This is a genomic window from Haloglomus litoreum (assembly GCF_029338515.1).
Taxonomy (GTDB): Archaea; Halobacteriota; Halobacteria; order Halobacteriales; family Haloarculaceae; genus Haloglomus; species Haloglomus litoreum.
Window position 1 is genome coordinate 655,181 of the sequence record NZ_CP119988.1, and the last position, 20,771, is coordinate 675,951.

General features: G+C 70.4%; 20 protein-coding genes. 7 read left to right on the forward strand and 13 right to left on the reverse strand.

Annotated features, from left to right (window positions below):
• Nucleotides 1-10 precede the first annotated feature (10 nt).
• On the forward strand, nt 11-883 hold the full coding sequence (locus P2T62_RS03280) for a cytochrome c oxidase subunit 3 (RefSeq protein ID WP_276260063.1): 873 nt from the start codon (nt 11-13) through the stop codon (nt 881-883).
• A gap of 35 nt (nt 884-918) precedes the next feature.
• Here the strand turns inward: P2T62_RS03280 and P2T62_RS03285 are convergent, their stop codons facing one another.
• A complete protein-coding gene (locus P2T62_RS03285; protein ID WP_276260064.1) occupies nt 919-2,772 on the reverse strand; it encodes a ribosome biogenesis/translation initiation ATPase RLI in 1,854 nt (617 codons plus the stop codon).
• Entirely contained in the window at nt 2,772-3,092 is a 321-nt protein-coding gene (locus P2T62_RS03290) for an EMC6-like membrane protein (RefSeq protein WP_276260065.1), read from the reverse strand. The genes P2T62_RS03285 and P2T62_RS03290 overlap by 1 nt, the downstream gene beginning before the upstream one ends.
• 207 nt (nt 3,093-3,299) lie before the next feature.
• Between P2T62_RS03290 and P2T62_RS03295 the strand changes: the two genes are divergently transcribed.
• Complete coding sequence (locus tag P2T62_RS03295) at nt 3,300-3,575, forward strand: MarR family transcriptional regulator (protein ID WP_276260066.1); 276 nt, start codon at nt 3,300-3,302, stop codon at nt 3,573-3,575.
• A 102-nt stretch (nt 3,576-3,677) separates the two neighbouring features.
• Here P2T62_RS03295 and P2T62_RS03300 read toward each other — a convergent pair whose 3' ends face one another.
• Nucleotides 3,678-4,571 (reverse strand): DUF3179 domain-containing (seleno)protein, encoded by an 894-nt coding sequence (locus P2T62_RS03300; RefSeq protein WP_276260067.1) that lies wholly within the window; start codon nt 4,569-4,571, stop codon nt 3,678-3,680.
• Nucleotides 4,572-4,668: 97 nt separating this feature from the next.
• Entirely contained in the window at nt 4,669-4,830 is a 162-nt protein-coding gene (locus P2T62_RS03305; RefSeq protein ID WP_276260068.1) for a preprotein translocase subunit Sec61beta, read from the reverse strand.
• 131 nt (nt 4,831-4,961) lie between these two features.
• Between P2T62_RS03305 and P2T62_RS03310 the strand changes: the two genes are divergently transcribed.
• Nucleotides 4,962-5,231 (forward strand): thioredoxin family protein, encoded by a 270-nt coding sequence (locus P2T62_RS03310; protein ID WP_276260069.1) that lies wholly within the window; start codon nt 4,962-4,964, stop codon nt 5,229-5,231.
• A gap of 56 nt (nt 5,232-5,287) precedes the next feature.
• Here the strand turns inward: P2T62_RS03310 and P2T62_RS03315 are convergent, their stop codons facing one another.
• From P2T62_RS03315 to P2T62_RS03345, 7 genes are all read right to left on the reverse strand, one after another.
• Nucleotides 5,288-5,866 (reverse strand): DUF7090 family protein, encoded by a 579-nt coding sequence (locus tag P2T62_RS03315; protein WP_276260070.1) that lies wholly within the window; start codon nt 5,864-5,866, stop codon nt 5,288-5,290.
• 119 nt (nt 5,867-5,985) lie between these two features.
• Nucleotides 5,986-6,831: a mechanosensitive ion channel family protein gene (locus P2T62_RS03320; RefSeq protein WP_276260071.1), complete on the reverse strand. Its 846-nt coding sequence runs from the start codon at nt 6,829-6,831 to the stop codon at nt 5,986-5,988.
• Nucleotides 6,828-7,916, reverse strand: a complete 1,089-nt coding sequence (locus P2T62_RS03325) for a hypothetical protein (RefSeq protein WP_276260072.1) — start codon at nt 7,914-7,916, stop codon at nt 6,828-6,830. Before P2T62_RS03325 ends, P2T62_RS03320 begins: the two co-directional genes overlap by 4 nt.
• Nucleotides 7,917-8,013: 97 nt before the next feature.
• Entirely contained in the window at nt 8,014-8,976 is a 963-nt protein-coding gene (gene larE, locus P2T62_RS03330) for an ATP-dependent sacrificial sulfur transferase LarE (protein WP_276260073.1), read from the reverse strand.
• A 241-nt stretch (nt 8,977-9,217) separates the two neighbouring features.
• Complete coding sequence (locus P2T62_RS03335) at nt 9,218-10,558, reverse strand: sodium/calcium exchanger protein (protein WP_276260074.1); 1,341 nt, start codon at nt 10,556-10,558, stop codon at nt 9,218-9,220.
• Nucleotides 10,559-10,679: 121 nt separating this feature from the next.
• Complete coding sequence (gene folP, locus P2T62_RS03340) at nt 10,680-13,241, reverse strand: dihydropteroate synthase (protein WP_276260075.1); 2,562 nt, start codon at nt 13,239-13,241, stop codon at nt 10,680-10,682.
• A gap of 178 nt (nt 13,242-13,419) precedes the next feature.
• On the reverse strand, nt 13,420-13,980 hold the full coding sequence (locus P2T62_RS03345; protein ID WP_276260076.1) for a carboxymuconolactone decarboxylase family protein: 561 nt from the start codon (nt 13,978-13,980) through the stop codon (nt 13,420-13,422).
• 177 nt (nt 13,981-14,157) lie between these two features.
• Here P2T62_RS03345 and P2T62_RS03350 point away from each other — a divergent pair, with 177 nt between their 5' ends.
• Nucleotides 14,158-14,580 (forward strand): hypothetical protein, encoded by a 423-nt coding sequence (locus tag P2T62_RS03350; protein WP_276260077.1) that lies wholly within the window; start codon nt 14,158-14,160, stop codon nt 14,578-14,580.
• A 116-nt stretch (nt 14,581-14,696) separates the two neighbouring features.
• Here P2T62_RS03350 and thsB read toward each other — a convergent pair whose 3' ends face one another.
• Complete coding sequence (gene thsB, locus P2T62_RS03355; protein ID WP_420028408.1) at nt 14,697-16,379, reverse strand: thermosome subunit beta; 1,683 nt, start codon at nt 16,377-16,379, stop codon at nt 14,697-14,699.
• Between the two features lie 219 nt (nt 16,380-16,598).
• Entirely contained in the window at nt 16,599-16,988 is a 390-nt protein-coding gene (locus P2T62_RS03360; protein ID WP_276260078.1) for a DUF7383 domain-containing protein, read from the reverse strand.
• A gap of 290 nt (nt 16,989-17,278) precedes the next feature.
• Between P2T62_RS03360 and P2T62_RS03365 the strand changes: the two genes are divergently transcribed.
• The 3 genes from P2T62_RS03365 (at nt 17,279) to P2T62_RS03375 (ending at nt 20,771) form a co-directional block, all read left to right on the forward strand.
• A complete protein-coding gene (locus P2T62_RS03365) occupies nt 17,279-18,598 on the forward strand; it encodes a glycosyltransferase family 2 protein (protein ID WP_276260079.1) in 1,320 nt (439 codons plus the stop codon).
• Between the two features lie 128 nt (nt 18,599-18,726).
• The gene (locus tag P2T62_RS03370) at nt 18,727-19,689 is read left to right on the forward strand and encodes a polysaccharide deacetylase family protein (protein ID WP_276260080.1); all 963 of its coding nucleotides are present in this window, start codon (nt 18,727-18,729) and stop codon (nt 19,687-19,689) included.
• 5 nt (nt 19,690-19,694) lie between these two features.
• Nucleotides 19,695-20,771: a GNAT family N-acetyltransferase gene (locus P2T62_RS03375; RefSeq protein WP_276260081.1), complete on the forward strand. Its 1,077-nt coding sequence runs from the start codon at nt 19,695-19,697 to the stop codon at nt 20,769-20,771.

Below are 20,771 nucleotides of genomic sequence, written 5' to 3' on the forward strand. Positions count from 1 at the left end.
CCCGGCCGGTATGGGCTCGACCGAACGGGCCGGGACGCACGGTGACACCGCCGGCGGACCGACCGGCGACGGCGACGGCACCCACGCCGACGACGGGCACGAGCACAACAGCCGCTGGCCGACCCTCACGGCGTTCGCGGCGGCGGCGCTGTACGCCGGCATCGGCCTCGTCTTCGTCGGACTCGACCTCGTCCCGCTCCCGCTGGCGGCCGGGCTGGCGGCCGTCGGCGCGCTCGGCTTCGTCGTCGGCATCGCCGGCTGGGTCCGCGAGGCCTTCGGTACCGGGACGGACCCGGGCGGGGCGGGCAACGCGGGCCCGGTCGACCGCCGCTCGCTCTACTGGGGGACCACGGTCCTCTTCCTGGTCTCCGACGTGGCGACGTTCCTCGGCGGCTTCATCTACTACGCCTTCATCCGGGCCGGCGCGTGGCCGCCGGCGGAGCTGCCGCCCCTGCTGGGGTCGCTCGTCGCCATCAACACGGTACTCCTCCTCGTGAGCAGCGTCACCCTCCACTACGGCCACGAGGCGCTCCACGGGGGGAACCGCCGGCGCTTCCTCGGCCTGCTGGGCCTGACGACCGCGCTCGGGGCGATCTTCGTCGGCGGACAGGCGCTGGAGTACTACGAGTTCGTCGCGGAGGAGGGGTTCACGCTCGCCAGCGGCGCCTTCGGGAGCGCCTTCTACGGCCTGACCGGCCTGCACGGCCTGCACGTGGCCGCTGGCGTGGTGATGCTGGCCACCGTGTTCGTGCGTGCGCTCCGGGGAGCGTACGGGCCCGAGCGCGACGCCGGCATCCGGACCGTCTCGCTCTACTGGCACTTCGTCGACGCCGTCTGGATCTTCCTGGTCCTCGTGCTGTACGTCGGCGCCGCGGCTCTCTGAACGTCGGGTATCGCCGGCAGGAGGTGTGCGGGTGTCTACTCCTCGTCCAGCTCGTCCTCGGCCTCGGGCGCGTAGTAGTACTCCCCCTGCTTCTTCTGCTTGCGGTCGAGCTGCGAGCCGGGCTTGTTGATGCGCGGGCGGCCGGTGTTCTGGTCGCGGCGGAACGTCACGTCCAGGTTCGCGAGGAACTGGTTCATCCCCTCGCGCATCCCGACCGGCTCGCCCGCCCGCCCGTGCTCGGCGGGCTCGCCCTGGAACACCTGCAGGCGGTCGGCCAGCAGGTCGATCATGTAGATGTCGTGGTCGATGACCATTGCCGTCGCGTCGTGGTTCTCCGTGTAGCGGCGGATGGCGCTGGTCGCCTGCACCCGCTGTTCGACGTCGAGGAACGCCGAGGGCTCGTCCAGCAGGTAGAGGTCGGCGTCCTTCGAGAGGCAGGCCGCGATGGCGACGCGCTGGCGCTCCCCGCCCGAGAGGTCGGTGAGCTGCTGCTCCATGATGCGCTCCAGTTGCAGCGGCCCCGCGATCTCCGTGTTCCAGTACGAGGAGCCGAAGTCGTCCGTGATGGAGGCGAGGAACGAGTCGACACGCATCGGCTGGTCGATCTCGATGTACTGGGGCTTGTACGCGATGTCCAGTCGGGTGTCGACCTCGCCCTCCGTCGGCTCCAGCCGACCGGTCAGCAGTTCCGCGAACGTCGACTTCCCGATGCCGTTCGGGCCGACGATGCCCAGCACCTCGTTGTTCCGGATCTCGCCGGCCTCGACCTCGAGCGTGAACTCGCCCTCGCCGTAGGACTTGGTGAGCTCGGGATACTCGATGAGGACGTCGCCGCGGGCGCTCTGCCGCGGCGCGTGCTCCTCGAATCGGATGGGCGACTCCCGGATGCGCATGTTCTCCGCCTCCAGGTAGCCGTCCAGGTACTCGTTGATGCCGTTGCGCGTCGATTTCGGCGTCGTCACGACACCGAACGCGCCCGGCTCGCCGTAGGTGACGTGGACCGTGTCCGCGACGAGATCGAGGATGGCCAGGTCGTGCTCGATGACCATCATCGAGCGGTCCTCCGCCTCGGCGAGTTCGCGGATGAGGCGCGCTGCGGTGACGCGCTGCCCGATGTCCAGATACGGCGTGATCTCGTCGATGAAGTAGAAGTCCGCGTCGCGGACGAGCGCCGCCGCGAGCGCGACACGCTGGAGTTCGCCACCCGACAGCGTGTCGATGTCCTGATCGACGACGCCCGCGATGCCGAGTCGCTCGGTCACCTCGTCGACGGCGTCGCGCTCGTCGACACCGTTCAGGAGGTCCGCGGTCTTCCCGTCGAACTGGTCGGGGATGCGGTCGACGTACTGTGGCTTCCGTGCGACGTCGAGCTTCCCGTCCCGCAGGTCCTCGAGGTAGTCCTGCAGGGCGGTCCCGCGGTACTCGTCGAGCACGGCCTCCCACGTCGGTTCGTCCTCGTAGCGGCCGAGGTTCGGGGTGATCTCACCCGCGAGGATCCGCACGGCGGTGGACTTCCCGATGCCGTTCGGGCCCAGCACGCCGGTCACGCGACCCTCCTGGGGCGCGGGCAGGCCGTACAGCCCGAACGCGTTCTCGCCGTAGCGGTGGGCGGGTGACTCCTCCAGCTCCCCGGGGAGGTTGATGATCTCGATGGCGTCGAACGGGCACTTGTTCACACAGATGCCACAGGACTCGCCCAGGCAGATCTCCTCGGAGATGGAGATCTGGTCGGCCCCGCCCTCGTGTGGCTCGTCGTCGTGGCGCTCCTCGCGCGTGACGATACACTCCTTCCCGGTGCGGTTGGGCGGGCAGTAGTTGGCGCACTCGTAGTTGCAGCGGTCGGGCTGGCACCGGTCCAGGTCCACGACCGCGATACTGTCCTCGGCCATTACAGCGACGCCCCCGACGTGAGGAGGACGCCCCAGCTGACGAACCAGAACGCGAACGTCATGAAGACGACGTAGAGCACGTCCTTCGCGCCGAAGTCGTCGACATCGAGCTGGAGGATGCCGGCGGTGTCGATGCCCTGCAGGACGGCGAACTGGGCGAACGTGAACCCGACGAGCACGAACAGCGCGGTCCGGTCGGTCGCGCCCGTCGCGAGCTGTGACGACACCACGGCGGCCGCGATCCCCGCGAGGGCCGCCAGTGTCGTCACCGTCACGCCGCGCAGGTGCGCGGTCCGACGGTCGACCGTGTCGGTTGCCATACCCGACCGTCGACTGCCCGCGGGCAAAAGCGGTTCGCTCCGCTGGCCCGCCGGCCACACGCTGACGGCGCGAACCGACCCGGCACCCGGGGGGTGGTGACACGCGTGACACTGGATCGGTCCCATACCGTTCTGCCCGTTTCCGGGCGGCACGCGGCTCGATGCCTCAATCTTTATACGGATGGCACGCGTCAGACACAGGTACAGATGGCAGAATCCGACGCGGAGGAACTCTCGGACCTTCCGCCGAGCGCGAAGCTCGTTTTCAAGGTGCTCGAGTACAACGGGCCCATGACCCAGAAGGGCATCGTCGAGGAGTCGATGCTGTCGGCCCGGACGGTCCGGTACGCGCTCGAACGGCTGGAGGAGATCGACACGGTCGAGGAGGACGTCTACTTCGCTGACGCCCGGCAGAACCTCTACGAGATCGTCCAGTCCGAGACCGAGTCCGAGCCCGAAGCACCTGCTGCGGCCGACGACTAGCCCGCACACCACGGCCCGCGACTCTCTCTCTCCCCGTTCTCCACCTGTCGAGCCGTGCGCCCGGCGTGGCCTCCGGGCGCGGACTGCCACCGCGCGGTCCGGCTACCCGACGGTCCCGGAGTGGGGCGGCGGTAGGAGCACGTCCGTCCCCGGATGCTCACGCCGCCACGCACCCCACGTGGCGACCGTCGCCGGCCGGATGTCCAGCGTCGTCCCGCGCTGGGGCCCACAGATGGCGCGTGCGAGGAACTGGCTCCAGTAGCTCCCGGTCGCGTCGTCGCGCATCACGAGGTTCCCGTTGCGTGCCGCCTCGGTCGCCCCGCTCCCGTCGGCCCCGAAGACGGCCCCCTGCTGCTTGCTCAGTTCGCCGTACACGCCTGGGGGTTTCCACAGCAGGCCCGTCACCTGGAAGCGCGTCACCGCGCCCGCGGCACGGCGGTCGGCGACCACGCCGCTCCGACAGAGCGGGCAGTACGTGACCAGCACCGCCCTCCCGAACCGGTCGTTCACGACCTCGTGCTCCCAGAGTACCGACAGCGGGTAGGCCCGGGCGCGCCGCGCCGTCCGGTCACCGTCCGTCCCACCGCCCGAGGTGCCGGTCGACCCGTCGCCCGCCGGCCCACCGGACCCGTCGGCGTCTCCCTCATCCGACCCGCCGGCCGTCAGCCCGATGACGACGGCCTCGTCGGGGAGGTCGCGGCGCTCGACGTCCGGGCGGTAGCGCCGCTCGGGCGTGACATCGTCCCAGGAAGCGGCGAACGCGGGGTCGTCGATGGCGAGGATATCGGTGGCGAGTGGCGGCTCCTGGCAGACCGTCGCGGGGATGCCGCTCTCGGCGACCGGACCCGCGTTGCCGGGCGCCGTCTTCCCCGACCGCGCGGTGGGCTTCTCCGCCACCGCCACCTCGCCCGGGACCGAGCCGCGGTACCCGGCGAGACAGCCGGCCAGCCCGCTCGCGAGGCCGGCGGCGGCCGCCAGCATCGCCCGTCGCTTCATGGGTCGGAGGAGGTCCGTGGCGTGGATAACGGGTTCGCGGCTGCGCACGGCGGCCGCACGGCTGGCGGGGGGAGCACGACGGAGGAGAGCGAGCCGGTCAGGCGACGGCGTTCAGGATCTGGACGAGGACGCCGAAGAGGATGCCGAAGGCGACCACCGTCTTGGGGTCGATGGTCGGTGCGTTGCGGTCCTCGGAGTCGAAGTACCGGACGAGGCCGGCACTGGACATCAGCCCGCCGGAGTTCTGTCCGCTGCTCATGTCCACCCGTGGGGAAGCAGCGTGCCTAAGCCTTTCGGCCTGCCGGGAACGCCCGGCGGCACGGGGGCCGAACCGGCGGCACCCCCCGACTGGGAAATCCTTATGCGCGAGGCTCGGCAATCGCCGGTAGCATGACTGTCAGCCTGTACGACTTCCACGCGGACTGGTGTGGCCCCTGCAAGACCCAGGACCCCATCCTCGACGAGCTGAAGGAGGACTGGGGCGACCGGTTCGACCTGGAGAAGGTGAACGTCGACGAGGAGCAGGACGTGGCCAACGAGTACCAGGTCCGCTCGCTCCCGACGCTCATCATCGAGAACGACGACGGTATCGTAGAGCGGTTCGTCGGCGTCACCCAGCGCGAGGACATCGAGGCCGCGCTGGAGCGCGCCGGCGCCTGAACCGGCCGCCCTGTCGCCTTCTGCCGCTCGCTCTCTCCCCCGAGCGCCCGCCGTCCTCAGAACTCGCAGGTGACGGTGCCGTCCTCGGTCAGCGTGATGACCCCGTCGAACAGCTCGCGGTAGCCCGCCTGTACGTCCTCGTCGTGGACCTCCTCGGCGAGGTGGAACAGGCCGACGGCGTCGTGCTCCTCCAGCAGCGCCAGCACGTCCTCGACGGCGCCGCGGGTCCGCTCCTCGTCGGCGTAGTAGGCGAGTTCCGTGATGGAGTCGAAGCTGATGCGGAGTTTGCCGTCGTGGCTGTCGAGGAACTCGCGGACGACCTCCACGATACCGTCGAGGTCGTCGGGCGCGCCGACGTAGTGGACGTTGCTCGCCGAGCGCCGGGAGTAGCCGCGCTCGACGGAGAGGGTGTCGAGGATGACGGCGTGCTCCTCGTCGACGCCGTAGTACTCCAGCTTCTGCTGGACCTCGCGCGCGGTGGTCCGGGTGGAGACCACCAGCAGGTGGTCGGTGTCGGTCTTGAGGAAGTCCGTGTCGATGCGGTCGGTCTCGCCCGTGCTGGGGTGGACCAGCAACACGCCGGTCCCGCCGGGGATCGTCGCCGGCGCGCCCTCGATCGCCAACTCGTAGTCCATACCGTGGGGGCGCGTGGAAGCGTCTTAAATCCCGTGCGGGCACGGCTGTTCGACGACCCCCGTGGTCGCGATGCTCCCGGCTCCCCCGGCGACCCCGAGGCCATGCCGGCTCCCGGACCTCAGGGTTCGTCCTCGTCGGGGACGAACCGGGGTCGCTCGATGCCGGCCTCGTCGAACCCCGCGAGCGCGCGGCGCGTCATGTCCGACGTGAACGGGAACTCGTCGCGCAGGTCCGCCACGTACGCCTTCCCCCTGATGGTCGTGTAGTGTGGGCCGTCCTCGACGATGACCGTCACCGGGTGCTCGCCCGACAGCCGGACGTACGGGGAGGTGAGCGCGGCCTCGCGGACGATCTCGACGGCTCGCTCGCGGTCGGCGCTCGGCGCGACGTGGACCTCGGCCACCGCGAGCAGCTCCGCGGCCCCCGTGTTCGCGTTCGCCACCGGCTCGCCGAAGATGGACAGGTTCGGGACGACGACCTCCGTGTCGTCCGGCGTGACGAGCCGGGTCGCGCGCAGACCCACGTCGGTCACCTCGCCGTAGTGATTGCCGAGTGTCACCTTGTCGCCGACCCGATACGGGCGCTCGAAGACCACGACCAGCCCGCCGATGACGCTGGCGAACAGGTCCTTGATGCCGAAGCCGAGCGCCGCGCCGAGCAGGCCGCCCGCGGCCACGAGCTGCGTGGAGCTCAGCCGGAAGATGCCCCCCAGGATGGAGGCGACGGCGACCGCGTAGATGACGAACCGGATCAGCGGGATGAACACCTTCACCGTGATGCGGCGGTCGCCCGCCCGCTCGGAGACGGCCGACAGGCTCGCCGCCACGAGCTGGGCCAGCACGTACGCGACCGCCAGCACCAGCGCGGCCTGCGCGACGGTCCCGGTGTCGACCTGCAGGCCGGCGAAGGGGCTCGACTGCAGCACCGCCAGCGCGCCGGTTGGGGGCCCGACGGCGACCGTCACGGGATCCGCCTCCCGTCGGTCAGTTCGACGGCGTCCGGAACGGCCGCGGGCCGGAGCCGAACGGTGTCGTCGGTCGCCGTCACGTAGCCACGGCGTTCGAGGCCCGTGAGCAGGCGGTCGGCGCCGTCGATGCTCTCGGCCAGGGTCGGCCGCGGAACCCACTCGCTCGCGAGGACGAGGCGGCAGCAGAACGCGGCCCGACGGTCGGGCCCCGCGTCGTCGGCGCCCGTGGGCGTGCCCGCGCCGGCGGTTCCACGTTCGCGTTGTGTCCGCTCGCGCTCACGGGCCCGCTCCCCGACGCGCTCGACCGGCGTCCGGAGCGCCGTGGGATCGACCTCCGGGTGCCGCTGGGACCCGACGCAGTCGTGCCAGAGTGCCCACGCGACGCCCGGGTTCCCGTCAGCGAGTGTCGTCAGTCGCCGGATGACCGCGGCCTCGGGGTCCTCCTCGGCGTCGCGATGGTCGAGCGCGTCCGTGTCGATGACCGGCACCGGGACATCGCGCTCGCCGAACAGCGGGAGCGAGTAGTGGCGGCGCTCGACCCGCAGGAGGTCCCGCGCCTCCTCGAGTGGGGCCCGGAACGTGACGCTGGGCGACCACCGCCTGACGAGCGCGCCGAGCACGTCCCGGTCGACTGCCGGAACCGCCACCGCGTCGAACGCCTCGTCGACGTCGCGAGCGTGGAGGAGGTACGACCAGGCGTGCTGGTTCCAGCCCGTCACGACGGGGGCGTCGGTCCGGGAGAGCCGCTCGACGAGCGTATCGAGCGCCTCGAACCCGCCGACCGTCCGCCGGTACGAGTGGTGTGCGTCGGCGACGACCGTCGGGCCGTCGAACGCCGGCGGTCGGTCGCCCGGTGTCAGGCGTTCCCGGCTCGCGTCGAGTCGGTCTGCGACCCGCTCCAGCACCCGGTCGCGGCCGCCGAACGGGGCCCCGACGACCGCGACCGGGGCGCCCGCCGTGGCGCATTCGGCCGCCTCGTCGACGGCCGGCTGGAGGGGGTCGCCCGCAGCCTCCAGTGCGTCCCAGAGGTCGTCGCCGGGTGGTCGTCCCGGCCCCGTCGCCGTCCCCGCGTCCGCATCCATGGTCGAGGGTCGACGGACGGACCCGTAAATGGCGGTGGTCGGTGCGGTCGCGATAGCCGTGACGGTGGTCGGTGCGGTCGGAGGGGCCGCGGCGGCGTCAGTCGTCGCCGGTCGGGTAGTCGGCGTCCAGCACCTCGGCCTCGCTGGGGAGTCCCTCGTCGCCAGCATCGCCACCGGGCGCCGCCTCGCCGTCCGGCGAGACGCTCCCCGTCTCGTAGCCCGCCAGGTCCAGCGTGACGTGGTCGAAACCGGCGTCCGCGAGGTGTTCGCGGGCGGCCGCCGCGAAGTCGGTGTCGAGCGCGTACTCCAGTTCGTCGGCGCCGACCTCGATGCGCGCGAGACCGTCGTGGTCGCGGACCCGGAACTGGTCGAAGCCCCAGGTCCGGAGCAGGCGCTCGGCCCGCTCGACGCGCGAGAGCCGCTCCTCGGTCACCTCCAGCCCGGTCGGGATGCGCGAGGAGAGACACGCCATCGAGGGCTTGTCCGCGACCGAGAGGTCGTACTCGCGGGCGATGGCGCGGACCGTCGCCTTGTCGACGTCGTGGGCCAGCAGCGGGGAGTAGGCGTCCAGTTCCTCGACTGCCCGTAGCCCGGGCCGGTGTCCCTCGCCCGGGTCCGAGGCGTTCGTCCCGTCGCAGACGGTGTCGATATCCAGTTCGCGGGCACGCTCGAACATGGCACCCAGCCGCATCGTCCGGCAGTGGTAGCAGCGCTCGCCGTCGTTCTGGACGAAGCTGGGGTCGTCCAGTTCGGAGAACGTGACCTCCTCGTGGCGGATGCCGATCTCCTCGGCGACGCGGCGGGCGTCGTCGAGTTCGGCGGCGGGGAGCGTCTCGCTCCGCGCGGTGCACGCGACGGCGTCGTCGCCGAGCGCGTCGTGGGCCAGTGCGGCGACCACCGCGGAGTCGACACCCCCGGAGAACGCCACGAGGACGCCGTCGCGGTCGGCCAGCGACTCGCGGACGGCTGCCGCGCGCTCGCGGGCCCGCTCCGGGTCGATACTTCCGGAACCGCCCGTGTCGGCCGGTTCCGCCCCGTCGGCGGCAGCGTCGTCGGTCATCGTCGATGGCAGGGGAAGGACCGGCAAAAGCGCACGGGTCGGTATCGGGGGGCTTCGGAGGCGGACTCGTCGTCCGGTCAGTACAGTGGACCGCGGTATCGCGTGGTTCGAACGTCTGCCAACAGTGGTCGAACCGGGAGCCCCGGGCTTCGGCCGATATCGTCCGAGATATCGTCATGGAAGATACACCGGCGAGGCGGTCGGCCTTCGGTACGCCGGGGTCGACGGGGTCCCCCGAGCACTAGTCGTCTGCCCGGACCTCGGTCGCGTCGGCGGTTCCCTTGAACTGGCGGCGGCTGAGCGAGGCGACCTGCTTGGCGTCGTCGAAGCGGCGGGCGAACAGCCCCAGGCCCAGGACGATGTAGAGCGCCGTGAACGCGAACAGGAGCGTGATGGAGATGGATTCGGCGGCGGCCTCCGAGTACAGCCGGATGATGGCGAACTCGCCGACGACCTGCGAGAGGAACAGGACGAGCAACACCACCGCCTCCGTGACGGAGATGCGGAAGTTGATGAGGATGGCCAGCGCGAAGAAGCTCTGTGCGGCGGTGAGCCAGATCTCGGCGGCCTGCTTCTCGCCGAACGGGAGCGCCCCGTACTGGCCCAGCGCGATGGAGTAGACGACGACCAGGGTCCCGATGAGCAGGGTCCACTGGTTCAGCTTCGAGGAGATGAGTGCGTTGAACGACGCCGTCGTCCGGGCCTTGTTGACGAGATAGGCCGTCACGATGAGCTCCGGCGACTCGCTCGCCAGCGGCGCGAACCACTGGACCATGAAGAACTCGGGGATGCCGTTGGCCACGCCGATGGCCTCCAGGCCGTGCGCGAACGGTTCGACGGCGGTGAAGATGAGGAAGCCGGAGTAGACGAACAGGCCCAGCACGATGGGCACCCGGAGCTGCCGGGCGAACTGCTGGAGGTAGGCGGGGACGCCGACGTGGGTCTCGCTGTCGTCGACCTCGCCGCGGATGATGACGAAGATGTAGGTGGCGTAGATGCCGACCAGCACGAGCATATCGACGATGTCGATGCCGCGGCCGCCGCCGAGCATCCCGAACGGGACGAGGAACGCCCAGACGGTCGCGGCGGTCAGGAAGAGGATCTCGGTGGCGATGCTCTTGTCCAGTTTCACCGCGTTCGAGAGGAAACTGCTGCCACTGGTGTCGACGGCCACGTCACCCGACGAACGGGCCTTGTAGATGGAGAACAGGGCGATGCCGGACCAGCCGAGGCCGATGAGGATGCGGTTCGCGCCGGTCATGTTGGCGACCGCGAGGTCGCCCCCGCCGGAGCCGGGGTTGGCGCCGGCCTGGTAGGCGTAGAGGGCGTCGACCGCGTACTCGGGGGCCACCGCCAGCACCGCGAGGACCGCGAGCGCGAACGCCCGGGGGACGTCCTTCTCGGCGGTCTCGGCGCCCCACGCCAGCAGGAACGACGCACCGAGGACGGCCGCCCCAGCGACGAGGACCTGCAGCACCGTGGAGAGCCCGTCGACGGAGCCGGTCGCCCAGACCCCCACCCACGGCAACGTGAACATGGCCGCGACCGCCAGCGAACCGATGGAGTACCGGGCGTTTGCCATTGTCCCAGGTACGCTGCCGGGGACTTGTATCGCTTCTGCTTCCGGGGTCTCCTCGTGCCCCGGTCGCACGGACGGGCACCTCGCGGGCCTGCTGCGGCCCGTTCGTCCGGTTCCGCCCGCCTCAGCCGTCGTCGGGCTGGTCGGCGGCCTCGATGGTCCGGACGGCGGCGACGTTCTCGGCCACGTCGTGGACCCGGACCACGTCGGCACCGCGGGCGGCCGCCAGCGCCGTCGCCGCGACGGTCGGCGCCAGCCGCTCGTCCTCGTCGGCGCCGACGAGCCCGAACATCGACTTGTGCGAGTGGCCGACGAGGACCGGACAGCCCAGGGCGCGGAACTCGCCGATGCGGCCCAGCAGCTCGAAGTTCTCGTGGCGTGACTTCCCGAAGCCCAGCCCGGGGTCGACGAGGATCTGCGAGCGGTCGAGACCGGCCGTCTCCGCCAGCAGCACGCGCTCGACCAGTCCCGCGAGCGTGTCCTCGACCACGTCGTCGTACGCGACCTCGACGTCCGGGTCGACGGGTGCGTTCACCGAGTGCATCACGACGACCGGCACGTCGCGCTCCGCGGCGAGCAGGCGCATCGCCGGGTCCGCCAGCCCGGAGACGTCGTTCAGGAGGTCGGCGCCGGCGTCGAGCGCGGCCGCCGCGACCGAGGCCTTCCGCGTGTCGATGCTCACCATCGCGTCCAGGTCGGCGATGCGCTCGATGACGGGGACGACCCGGTCGCGCTCCGCCGCGGCCGGGACGGGGTCTGCGCCCGGCCGGGTCGACTCGCCGCCCACGTCGACGATGTCGGCGCCCGCCTCGACCATCGCCTCGGCCCGCGCGACGGCGTCCTCGACGGCGTCGTACTCGCCGCCGTCGTGGAACGAGTCGGGGGTGACGTTCAGGATGCCCATGACGGCGGTGCCGTCGGCCCAGGGGTAGCCGCGCTCGCGCGCGGCGGTGTCGGGGTCCGTCCGGATGCCGAGGCGCCGTCGCAGCTGGTCGCCCAGCTGGGAGAGCCCGTACGGCTGTCCGTCCAGTTTCTCGAGGAGCCGGTTGAACTGCGCGAGGGTCCCCGAGAGAACGACGTCGGCGGGTTCCTCGTCCTGCCGGGAGAGCCCCGACGTGGCGCACTCCCCGCCCAGCGAGAGCATCTCCTGCTTGAGGTACTCGGCCTGCCGGACCCGAACCCGCGTCCGTATCGTCCGATGGACCGCCTTCCCGCGCATCCGCCAGACGCCCGGGTCGGTGACGTTCGCGTCCCGGAGCACGGCCTCGGCGGTCGGGAGGTCGTCGACCCGTTTCGGGACGTGGAGCCGGGTCCAGCGGGTCCGGGCCTCCGCGACGGTGTACAGCGACCCCGTGACGAGGACGGCGTCGTCCTCGCCGGCGGCGTCGAGCGCCGCCGCGAGCGCGCCGGGGACGTTCCCCTTCCGGTGGATGGGGGCGTGGCGGCTCCCGCCGTCCCCCGCGCCGTCGTTCGCCCCCTCGTCCACAGCCTCGAACGCGGCGGCGAGCGCGTCCGACGCCTCCGCCCGGTCCACGTCGGGCCGGCAGGTCCACACCTCGCCCGGCGGGAGTGCGGCGGCCATCCCGGCGTGGTCCTTGTCGGCCATCGCGCCGACGACGAGGTGCAGGTCGTCGAACTCGCCGTCGAACTCGGCGAGCGTCTCGGCGACCGACCTGCAGCCGCCGGGGTTGTGGGCGCCGTCGAGGACGACCAGCGGGTCCCGCGAGAGGATCTCGAACCGGCCGGGCCAGTGCGCGTTCCGGAGACCGCTCCGGAGTGCGGTGTCGGGGTCGACCATCTCGTTCCCGGCCGACCCGCCCTCCAGCGCGTGGAGCGTCTGTCGGACGAGCGCCGCCGCCACGCCCGCGTTCCGGGCCTGATGCGCGCCCAGCAGCGCGAGTCGCGCATCCAGCGACCAGTCCGGCCCCGCCAGTGTGACGGCCCCCTCGACGCCCTCGCGGCCGTGATAGTCGACGGTCACGTCCGGCGCTTCGTCGCGGTCGTCCGCAGCGTCGGCCGCGTCCGCCGCCCCGACCGTCAGCACGCCGCCGCGCTCGTCGGCCACCTCGTGGACGGCCGCGAGCGCCTCGCCCGTCGCGCCCGTGACGAGGGGCCGGTCGCTCGGCGCGACGTGGGCCTTGTCGCGGGCGATCTCGGCCGCCGTGTCACCCAGCACGTCGGCGTGTTCGAGCGTGACACTCGTGACTGCGCTCGCGACCGGGTCGACGACGCTCGTGGCGTCGTGTTTCCCGCCGATGCCGACCTCGAGCACGGCGACGTCCACGTCGGCGCGGGCGAACTCCCACAGCGCCATCGCGGTCACCGTCTCGAAGAAGGTCGGCGACTCGCCCGCGCCCGCCCGCTCGGTGATGTACTCCTCCGTGGCGTCGACGAACTCGCAGACCGAACCCTTCCGCATCCGGCGGTCGTTCACGAGGATCCGCTCGCGGAGGTCGTCCAGGTGGGGGGAGGTGTACAGTCCCACGTCGAGGCCGGCCTCGCGGAGCGAGCGCTCGACCATCCGCGCGGTCGAGCCCTTCCCGTTCGAGCCGGCCACCTGTACGGGGAGCAGGTCCGCGTGCGGGTCGTCGAGGTGGCCGAGGAGGCGCTCCGTGGACGCCACGCCGGCCCGGGGCGAGTACCGGCGGAGGTCGAACAGGAAGTTCGCCGCCTCGTGGTAGTCCATACCCGGGACTGCCGTGCGGGGCGCTTCAGCGTGTCGGACTCTCGAGGCGAGTCCCCCGCCAGCCACCCCGCCGACCTGCACCTGCGTCCCTCGCCGGCCGATGTGTCAGCCGTCCCTGCCGTTCGAACCGGATGGCCGCTCCCGATGTCGGCTGCCCCCTACGGACTGTCCGGCACCATCACTCCCGGCTCCGTGAGACGGTTCGTATCCGTGGGCATCGCTCCACCCAGCCGCCCACGGTGGCCCGTGTCCGGTACCGGACCGCGTCGACGGTGTTGCCCAGCAGGTTCCCGAAGTGGATGGCCCGGACGTACGCCCGGATGTCCGCCGCCATCTCGGCACCGTACTCGTCGACCAGGGCGTCGACGGCCTCGCTGGAGGGCTCCCCGTCGGTCTCGGCGTAGTGCTGTGCGAACAGCAGCGCCGTCCGTTCACCCGGGTCGATGGCCGCCTCCACGTCCCGCTCGAGGATATCGTCGATGACGCTGTCGTCGATGCCGGCCTCGCGTGCGAGGTGCGTGTGAAAGCGGGCGCAGTACCGGCACTCGTTGACGGCGGTCGTCGCCAGCATGAGCTTCTCGGCCAGCTGGTGGGGAACCCGTCCGGCACGGGTCGCTCGCACCAGCGCGGGTCCGTTGCGGACGACCCGTCCGAGCTCCGTGGGGAGGTTCCGCGCCGTCAACGACCGTTTCTCGAACCCACCGCCGCCCGGCAGGTCCGACTGTGTCTCGGAGGTCACTGGCCAACGATAGGTCGACAGCGAGCAAAAGGGTTCGCCGAGGTGGTCGTTCCGTAGTAATCGGTGAACCGTTGCCGAACGCGCGGTCAAAAATATTGCATCGAGCTGAAAAAGCAACTTATTCTCTAAGGTATGGACGCTTCTCTCCCTGTAGAGCGTATAGTGGTCGATTTATTCATGGCAGGGAGAGTACAGTCGAGACAACAGAGGTGGCACAGTATCACGAAAGCCCTGCTGGTCGGCTACGTGGTTCTCCTCGTACTCTCACACGGAGCGTCAGCTGACGCATCGGACTGGCCGACACAGGCGACACAACTGGTGATATGGGGTGCCGGCCTGGGTGCTGTTAGCTTCATGCTCCTGCGGTACGAACTGGAGATCGGATATCTGCTCGCTATCGTTACAGGCCTCCTCGGTATCGCCAGTTGGCTCCTCATCCCCGACGGGGTCCTCAGTCCTGGGCCTGATATCGGAATCGTATTCGGGCTGGTCGAGTTCCCGCTGTTCGAACTTGCTCTGATAGCGTCCGCCTATCTGGTCCGAAGAGAACGCGGCGAGACGACGAACAGAGCCGCATCGGACGATAACGTCCCACAATAGGGGGGAATCTACCCAATCCGTCGGCCCGGGCTCCGACCCGACGACAGTCGGGCCGCCGCCCTCACCCACGGGGGCGGCGAAGGCGCCCGAGTGCCGGCTGTCTCTCCGACCGGGGTCTACATCATGCCGCCCATGCCGCCGCCCATACCGCCCATACCGCCCATGCCGCCGCCCATACCGCCACCGGGACCACCGGCGTCCTCCTCGCCCTCGGTGGACAGGTCGCCGGCGGCGATGATGTCGTCGATCTTCAGGACGAGCGTCGCCGCCTCGGTGGCGCTGGAGAGCGCCTGCTCCTTGGCGTGGGCCGGCTCGACGACACCCGCCTCGTAGGTGTCGACCACGTCGCCCGTGAAGACGTCGAGGCCGGCGTGCTCGTCGCCGTCGGCGTGCGCGGCGCGCAGATCGACCAGCGTGTCGATGGCGTCCAGGCCGGCGTTCTCGGCGAGGACGCGGGGGACGAGTTCGAGCGCGTCGGCGAAGGCCTCGACGGCGAGCTGCTCGCGGCCCTCGACGGAGTCGGCGAAGTCGCGCAGTCGGGAGGCGACCTCGACCTCGGCGGCACCGCCGCCGGCGAGGACGCGGCCATCGCTCACGGTGGTCGCGACGACGTCGAGCGCGTCACCGATGCCGCGCTCGGTCTCGTCGACGACGTGGTCGGTGGAGCCGCGGACGATGAGCGTGACGCCGTGGCTGTCCTCGTCGCCCTCGACGAGGAACATGTCGTCGGCGTCGTCGCGGGTGACGTCGGCGTGGCCGAGGTCCTCGGGGCCGAAGTCGTCGAGGTCCGAGACGATGTTGGCGCCGGTGACCTCCTTCAGGAACTTCAGATCGGACTTCTTCACACGACGGGCCGCGAGGATGCCCTCCTTCGCGAGGTAGTGCTGGGCGAGATCGTCGATGCCCTTCTGGCAGAAGACGACGTCGGCGCCCGAGTCGGCGATCTGCTGGACCTTCTCCCGGAGGCGCTCCTCCTCCTTGTCGAGGAACTCCTGGAGCTGGTCCGGCGAGTCGAGGTTGATCTGGGCGTCGGCCTCGGCCTCCTCGACCTCGATGGGCTCGTTGACGAGGAGGACGTCGGCGTCCTCGACCTCGCTCGGCATGTCCGGGTGGGTCGGGTCCTTGTCGATGGCGGCGCCGTGCAGCAGCTCGGACTCGCCGACCGAGCGGCCGGTCTGGGTCTCGATGTTGATGAAGTCGAGATCGACGACGTGGGAGCCGTCCTCGGCCTCTACGGTGACCGCCTGGACGGCGTCGACGATGAGCTGGGCGAGCAGGTCCTTGTTCTGCTCGGCGCCCTTGCCCGTCATCGAGGTCTCGGCGAGCTTCTTCAGCAGTTCGATGTCGTCGGCGTCGACCTCGGTGGCGATCTCGTCGACCTGCTTGCGGGCCTCCTCGCTGGCGAGGTGGAAGCCACGGATGACGTTCGAGGCGTGGATGTCCTGCTCGAGGAGGTCCTCGGCGTTCTTCAGGAGCTCGCCCGCGACCGCGACGGCCGTCGTCGTCCCGTCGCCGGCCTCGTCCTCCTGTGTCTCGGCGACCTCGACGATCATCGACGCCGTCGGGTTGTCGATGTCCATCTCCTGGAGGATGGTGACGCCGTCGTTCGTGATGGTGACGTCACCCATCGAGGAGACGAGCATCTTGTCCATCCCCTTCGGCCCGAGCGTGGTCCGCACCGACTCGGCGACGGCCTTCGCCGCCTCGATGTTGTGGCTCTGGGCGTCCTTGTCCTTCATCCGCTGGGAGTCCTCCCCCAGGATGATCATCGGCTGCCCCTGCATTCGCTGCTGGCTCATAGTCAGGCGAAAGATTGCGAGCAGTTCTATATAAATGTGGCGTTCGCACCGTCGTTCGCGTCCGGGGTGGCGCCGGCCGGCCCCACCACGAATCGGGGGTAGCGGTCAGAAAGACGCCGAATAGTGTGTGAACGGATGACACCGACCCCCGCCGGGAGACGGCAGTTGTTACCTGGGTTTATATACTCCTCGCCGGGGTGTCCGGGGCCGCCGGTGGCGCTACTCGACCGGCTCCTTCCAGTGGACGGTCGCGGTCCCGATGACGAACGCGTCGTCGGTGGCGGCGTCGCGCCGGACCCGGAGCGTGTTCTCCCCGCCGACGAGGTCGGTGCCCGTGATAGAGTCCATCCAGCACTGCCAGCCCGGCGACGGCGGGATGTCGAACCCCGACAGCGGCTCGCCGTTGACGACGATCTCGTGGCCGAACTCGCCCACGTCGTAGGCCTGCAGCTGGACGAACCCCTCCGTCGGGTCGTCGGTCGGCACGTCGAACGTGTGCGCGTCGGTCCGGTTGCCCACGAACTCCGCCCACGGCGTGTCCAGGTCGTCCTCGTCCTCCCCGAGCAGCTCCATGAAGTTCATCAGCGCGTAGTTGGCCCGATGGGTCATACACGGCTCCTCGGGGGGTGGCTGTATAGGTGCGGCGCTCGCCTGCTCCCCGTGGCTCCGCCTCCGCATCCCGGTGGGTAGTCACCTCGTTCCGCGCCCGCCGGGTCCCGGGACGGTCCGGTGGGGGCGCGACACGGCCTGTGAAAATAATGCCTGGTTGATACTTACCGGACTGGAATCCGAGCGATACCGCTACCTTGCCCGAAGCGTGGCTGCCTGCTGCACGGATAGCCCGGAAATAACAATGCTCCCCATCGGCATACGGGGCTTTCACCAGCCAGAGACTTCATATGAGAGACCGGACCAGACAGCAGCGTCGCGGAGTCGTCCCGGCCGAGTCGGTGGACCGCCCTGCGCTCGGACTGGTCGCCGACCGGGCGAACCTGAAGCAACTGGTCCGGGCCGTCCTCCGTGCACAGCGACACGACTATCCTGTGCTGGTCTCCTGTCCCGAAGCGGATAGTTTCGTCGCGACCGTGGTGCGGCGGCTGGGGGCCACCCTCGTCGTTCCGGAGGGCTCCCATCCGGACAGCGAGGCGGTCCGGCGGAGCCTCACCGCCACCGCCCGCCGGCACGGCCATCCCGGACTGCTGTTCCACCGACGGCTCGACGAACGCGTGGCGTTCGAGGCCGTCGCCCCGGCGTTCGCGGAGCCCGGCGAGTACGTCGTCGAGGCGCCGACGACGGCGAGTACCTCCTCCGGGAGGTCGGTCCTGGTCGGCATCCCCGCGTTCAACGAGGAGGATGCCATCGGGGCCGTCATCGAGGAGTCGGACGAGTACGCCGATACGGTGCTGGTGGTCGACGACGGGAGCCGGGACCGGACCGGCGAACGGGCTACCGAGGCCGGCGCCGTGGTGGTCGAACACGAGTCGAACCGCGGCTACGGTGGGGCACTCAAAACGCTGTTCCGGGAGGCCCGGCAACTGGACGCCGACCACCTCGTCGTCGTCGACGGGGACGGCCAGCACGACACCACCGACATCCCGGAACTCGTCTCGACCCAGCGCCGGACCGGCAGCGAGATCGTCATCGGCAACCGGTTCGGGTCCGGAACCGAGCCGCCGCTGTACCGGCGCGTCGGGCTCGGAATCATCAACGGGCTGATGGCCGGGTGCCTGCGTCTGTTCGACGTGGGGTTCCGGGTTCGCGACGCCCAGAGCGGGTTCCGGGCCTACGATCGGCGGGCCATCCGGTCGCTCGCGGCCGACGCCTCCATCGGCGACCGGATGGACGCGAGCAGTGACATCCTCTTCCACGCCGCCAGGCAGGGGTACGACGTCACCGAGGTCGACACCACCATCACGTACGACGGCGAGGCGACGAGCACCCATCCCCCGGTGGCTCACGGCCTGCGGGTCGTCAGGTCGATACTCCGAGCTGTGGCGCTGGAGCGCCCCATGACCGTCCTCGGCGCTCCGGGGTTCGTCGGTGCCTCGGCCGGCCTCGCGCTCGTCTACTGGGCGCTCGCCACCCTCGTCCGGACCGGGACGCTCCCGCACCACCTGACCCTCCCCTCCATCCTCCTGACGCTCGGCGGACTGCTCGCGTGCCTCTCGGCCGTGGTCGTCCGCTCGCTCGACGGCTACCTGGACCTCGACCACCACTGATCCGGGGCCCCGAGGGTCCCTTGCAGCAGGGTCGTACCGCCGCGAGGGGTGACCATACCTGCTGGAAAGGCCGCTCTACCCCACGTATCCGTCGCATTACAATCTCGGAGGCCATCCTGGGGACCCCCGTGACGACACGGATCGACCCCCCGACGAACGCGATCAGCTTCGACCTCGAACACTGGCACTCGGCGACCCTCGTCGCGGACTCGGTCCAGGACCCGGTCGACCGCATCGAGCAGTCGACGGCCATCGTCCTCGACCTGCTCGACCGCCACGATGTCCGGGCCACGTTCTTCGTCGTCGGTGAGGTCGCGGCGGCGTATCCCGACCTCGTCGGGCGTATCGCGGCTGCTGGCCACGAGATCGCCTCTCACGGGCACACGCATACCCCACTGTTCCAGCTGACACCGCGGGAGTTCGACGACGAACTCCGCCGTGCGGCAGCGGCTATCGGGGACGCCGCCGGCGTCGAGCCAGTCGGGTTCAGGGCACCGAACTTCTCGGTGACCCCCCGGACCGAGTGGGCGTTCCCGGTCCTCGAGGTCAACGGCTACCGCTACGACTCCAGCGTCTTCCCGGTGCGGACGCCGATGTACGGTGTCAACCGGGCCGCCATCGAACCCCATCCGGTCGAGCCGGCAGCCCCGTTCCGGGCCGGGGACGACACGACGACCGAGGGGGGGCTGGTGGAGGTGCCGGTCGCGGTCGCTGGGCCCCTGCTCCGGCTTCCAGTCGCCGGCGGGTTCTACGGCCGGTTCCTGCCGACCCGAATCCTCCACTGGGCCATCGAGCGCATCCAGCGCCGGGGCGTCCCAGCCACACTCTACTTCCACCCGTGGGAGTTCAACCCGGACGTTCCGACCGACGAGCCGGCGATCCACGAACGCTTCGTCAGCTTCACCGGTATCGACGGGGCAGCGGCGAAACTGGACCGCCTGCTCCAGTCGTTCGAGTGGGGCCCGGTCCGGAGCGTCGTCGAGCGGGTCCGGAACCCCTCCGCAGACGAACCGGGGCCCCACGTGGCCCAGGACCGCCACGGGGAGCTCCGGTCGGTCCGGGAGACTGCGGCGACACGCCAGGGACGGTGATACCGATGGCGCGACCACAACACCGAACCGAACCCGGCCGGGTGACCGTCCAGCGGTGCACGGACCCGACGGGCTGGGACGCGTTCGTCCGGGACAACGACGGGACCCCGTTCGCCCTGTGGGGCTGGGGCGATGCCGTGGAGACGTATCCCCACGACCGCTGGTACCTCACCGCGCGGGCCGAGGATGACATCGTCGGGGGGCTCCCGCTGTTCCACATCGAGAGCCGGCTGTTCGGCGACAAGCTCGTCTCGCTCCCGTTCACCTCCCAGGGGGCCCTGCTGGCCAGCGGCCCGCACGCCGAGGCGGCGACACGGGCCCTGCTGGACCGGGCGATAGACCTGTCCGACGACCTGGGGGTCGACTTCGCCAGCATCCGAGCGACCGACCTCGGCGAGCGGGAGCGGTTCACCCACCGGAACCGGTTCGTCACGTTCCGCGTCCCGCTCGATGACGGTCCCGGACGTGTCTGGGAGCGGGTGAAGTCGAGTCGACAGCGGCAGATACAGGGGGCACGCGAGGACGACGCGCTCACGTTCGAGGTCGGCACGTCGCTCTCGGCACTCCGCGACTTCTACGACCTCTACCTCCGGTCGATGCGGGGTCACGGGAGTCCACCCCACACCTTCGAGTTCTTCAGGGTGCTCTGGGACCGACTCCACGACGACGGCCACCTCAGACTCGGACTGGTCCGCCACGAGGGTGATGTCATCAACGGCGTCATCGACCTGGCGCTCGGCGAGCGGGTCATCCAGAAGGGGGTCGTCACGGACTTCGCCCGGCGGGACCTGAACGGGGGGAGCCTCATCCACTGGAAGTCGCTTGAGTGGGCCGCCGAGAACGGCTACCGGAGCTACAACCTGGGCCGGACCCGGGAGGCGTCCGGGGTGTATATATTCAAGAAGAGCTTCGGCGGCGAGAAGGTCTGGATCGACGATTATCACTATTTCCCGGACGGAGAGACACAGCCCCCCGACCCGGAGGATCGCCCCTACGACCTGGCCAGACGTGCCTGGCGCCGTCTCCCGATTCCCGTCACGCGCGTCGTCGGCCCGAAGATACGCCGGGGGCTCAGCCTCTAG

Excerpts from the sequence above, each read along its gene's own strand:
- P2T62_RS03280 (WP_276260063.1), top strand. The coding sequence starts at position 11 with ATGGGCTCGACCGAACGGGCCGGGACGCACGGTGACACCGCCGGCGGA.
- P2T62_RS03285 (WP_276260064.1), bottom strand. The coding sequence starts at position 2,772 with ATGGCCGAGGACAGTATCGCGGTCGTGGACCTGGACCGGTGCCAGCCC.
- P2T62_RS03290 (WP_276260065.1), bottom strand. The coding sequence starts at position 3,092 with ATGGCAACCGACACGGTCGACCGTCGGACCGCGCACCTGCGCGGCGTG.
- P2T62_RS03295 (WP_276260066.1), top strand. The coding sequence starts at position 3,300 with ATGGCAGAATCCGACGCGGAGGAACTCTCGGACCTTCCGCCGAGCGCG.
- P2T62_RS03300 (WP_276260067.1), bottom strand. The coding sequence starts at position 4,571 with ATGAAGCGACGGGCGATGCTGGCGGCCGCCGCCGGCCTCGCGAGCGGG.
- P2T62_RS03305 (WP_276260068.1), bottom strand. The coding sequence starts at position 4,830 with ATGAGCAGCGGACAGAACTCCGGCGGGCTGATGTCCAGTGCCGGCCTC.
- P2T62_RS03310 (WP_276260069.1), top strand. The coding sequence starts at position 4,962 with ATGACTGTCAGCCTGTACGACTTCCACGCGGACTGGTGTGGCCCCTGC.
- P2T62_RS03315 (WP_276260070.1), bottom strand. The coding sequence starts at position 5,866 with ATGGACTACGAGTTGGCGATCGAGGGCGCGCCGGCGACGATCCCCGGC.
- P2T62_RS03325 (WP_276260072.1), bottom strand. The coding sequence starts at position 7,916 with ATGGATGCGGACGCGGGGACGGCGACGGGGCCGGGACGACCACCCGGC.
- larE (WP_276260073.1), bottom strand. The coding sequence starts at position 8,976 with ATGACCGACGACGCTGCCGCCGACGGGGCGGAACCGGCCGACACGGGC.
- P2T62_RS03335 (WP_276260074.1), bottom strand. The coding sequence starts at position 10,558 with ATGGCAAACGCCCGGTACTCCATCGGTTCGCTGGCGGTCGCGGCCATG.
- folP (WP_276260075.1), bottom strand. The coding sequence starts at position 13,241 with ATGGACTACCACGAGGCGGCGAACTTCCTGTTCGACCTCCGCCGGTAC.
- P2T62_RS03350 (WP_276260077.1), top strand. The coding sequence starts at position 14,158 with ATGGCAGGGAGAGTACAGTCGAGACAACAGAGGTGGCACAGTATCACG.
- thsB (WP_420028408.1), bottom strand. The coding sequence starts at position 16,379 with ATGAGCCAGCAGCGAATGCAGGGGCAGCCGATGATCATCCTGGGGGAG.
- P2T62_RS03360 (WP_276260078.1), bottom strand. The coding sequence starts at position 16,988 with ATGACCCATCGGGCCAACTACGCGCTGATGAACTTCATGGAGCTGCTC.
- P2T62_RS03365 (WP_276260079.1), top strand. The coding sequence starts at position 17,279 with ATGAGAGACCGGACCAGACAGCAGCGTCGCGGAGTCGTCCCGGCCGAG.
- P2T62_RS03375 (WP_276260081.1), top strand. The coding sequence starts at position 19,695 with ATGGCGCGACCACAACACCGAACCGAACCCGGCCGGGTGACCGTCCAG.